The 1,945-nt window shown below is 71.3% G+C and carries 1 protein-coding gene; it reads right to left on the bottom strand.

Annotated features, from left to right (window positions below):
- On the bottom strand, nt 1-1,945 hold a 1,945-nt coding region (locus tag E1295_RS48005; RefSeq protein ID WP_246081262.1), incomplete at both ends, for a condensation domain-containing protein.

Here is a 1,945-nt window from a genome sequence, read left to right as displayed (position 1 = left end):
GCCACCCCCAACGCCCGATCCGCCAACTCACCGTAAGAAACACACCCACCCGCAGCGATCAGCGCCACCCGATCCGGCTCCACACGCGCACGCGCGAAGAACTCACCATGCAACACCCCATCCGGCACCCGCCCCGCCGTCGCGTTCACCCGCTCCCGCACCACCCCCTGCTCAACAGGAAGCAACGCAGGCACCTCAGCCGACCAATCACCCTCCGCCAACCACTCCAGCAACCCCCCGTACGCCCCGAACATCGCATCCAACACCCCGGGCGCGAACAACTCCTCCACCGCGTCCCACCGGACCAGCAGTTCGCCGTCGATCTCGCCGACCTGGCTGTCCAGCCAGACCTGCGGCGTCTGCGACACGCCCCAGACCTGCTCGCCGAACGACGGCCCGGCCATGCCCTCGCCGGTGACGCCGAGCGTGCTGGTGAACACGACCGGCATGGTCATCTCGATCGCGGCGTTCCGCCTGGCCAGCTCGCGCATCACCCAGACCGCCGAGACCTCGCCGTGTTCCAGGCCGCGCCAGACCTCTTCCTGCAGCTTGCGGGCTCCGTCCAGCCAGCCGGCGCCCTGCCGGTAGCCGACGAGCAGCAGCGAGGTGAAGTCGCCGAGCACGCGGTGGATGTCGGGGTGGACCTCGCGCCGGTCGAACAGCGTGAGGTTGAGCGTCAGCTCCTTCTGGGCGCTCCACGTGCCCAGCACCTCGCCGAACGCCGCCGCCAGCACGGTGGCGGGGGTGAGCTCGTGCCGCCGGGCCAGGTCGTTGATCGCCTGCCACCGGGCGGCGGGCAGCCGCAGCTCGCGCCGTACGAACCTGGGCCGGTCGATCAGCGCGGGGTCCACGCGGAGCGGCAGTTGCGGGGCGGGCGGCAGTTCGGGCAGCTTGGCCGCCCAGTAGTCCTTGGCCGTCTCGAACACGGCGGGGTCAGGCGTCTGCGCGAGCAGGTAGTCGCGGAACGACGCCCCGATCGGCGGCAGGACCGTGTCAGGGTCGTGGTAGAGCAGGTCGAGCTCGGCGAAGAAGACCATCATGCTCAGCGCGTCGACGATGATGTTGTCGAAGCTGACGCCGAGCCGCACCCCGCCTTCGTGGCGTACGGCCCGCGCGTCGAACAGCGGCCAGGCCGACACGTCGAGCACCTGGTGCGACATCTGCTCCCGCATGGCCTCGACGCTGCCGGCGGCGGCGATGGTGAAGCGGGGCACCTCCGGCAGGATGCGCTGGAAGCCGTTCTCGTCGAAGACGGCGCGCAACATCTCGTGCCGCTCGATGAGCAGGTTCCACGCGGTTTCCAGCCGGTCGAGGTCGATGTCGCCGTCGAACTCGGTGTAGAAGTGGCAGCCGACGCCGCCGAGCGTGAAGTGCTCGGCCCGGCCGAGCCAGTAGGCCCGCTGCACCTCGGTGGGCGGGAAGGGGTCGTGCCGGTGCGCGAGGTCCGGGGCGAGGGCCGGGGCCTGCGGAGCCGCCTCGCCGAGGGTGAGGGTGGCCGCGAAGTCCGCCAGCACCGGCGTCTGGAACAGCAGGCTGAGCCGGGCGTCGGTGATGCCTTCTGCGCGCAGGCGGGCGATCATGCGGGTGGCGAGCAGCGAGTCGCCGCCCAGGGTGAAGAAGTTGTCGCTGCGCCGCACGCCGGGACGTTCGAGCAGGTCGGCCCAGATGGCGGCGAGCACGGTCTCTGCGCGGCCGACGGGCGGCTCGTACGCCGTGCTCTCCGGCAGGTCGGCGACGAGGGCGGTGAGCGCGGATCTGTCGATCTTGCCGTTGGCGGTCAGCGGTAAGGAGTCCAGCGTGGTGATCGACGGGGGGATCGCGTACGCCGGTAGCCGGTCGGCCAGGAACGAGCGCAACCCGGTCTGGTCCACGTCACCAGGGGTGACGAACGCGGCCAGCCGGCGTTGCCGCCGGTCCCCCACCGCGACCGCCACCGCCCGTCCCA

The organism is Nonomuraea mesophila (assembly GCF_004352805.1).
GTDB classification, from domain to species: Bacteria; Actinomycetota; Actinomycetes; order Streptosporangiales; family Streptosporangiaceae; genus Nonomuraea; species Nonomuraea longispora.
Note: the sequence above shows the minus strand (reverse complement) of the source record. Positions and strands in the feature narration are given on the sequence as shown.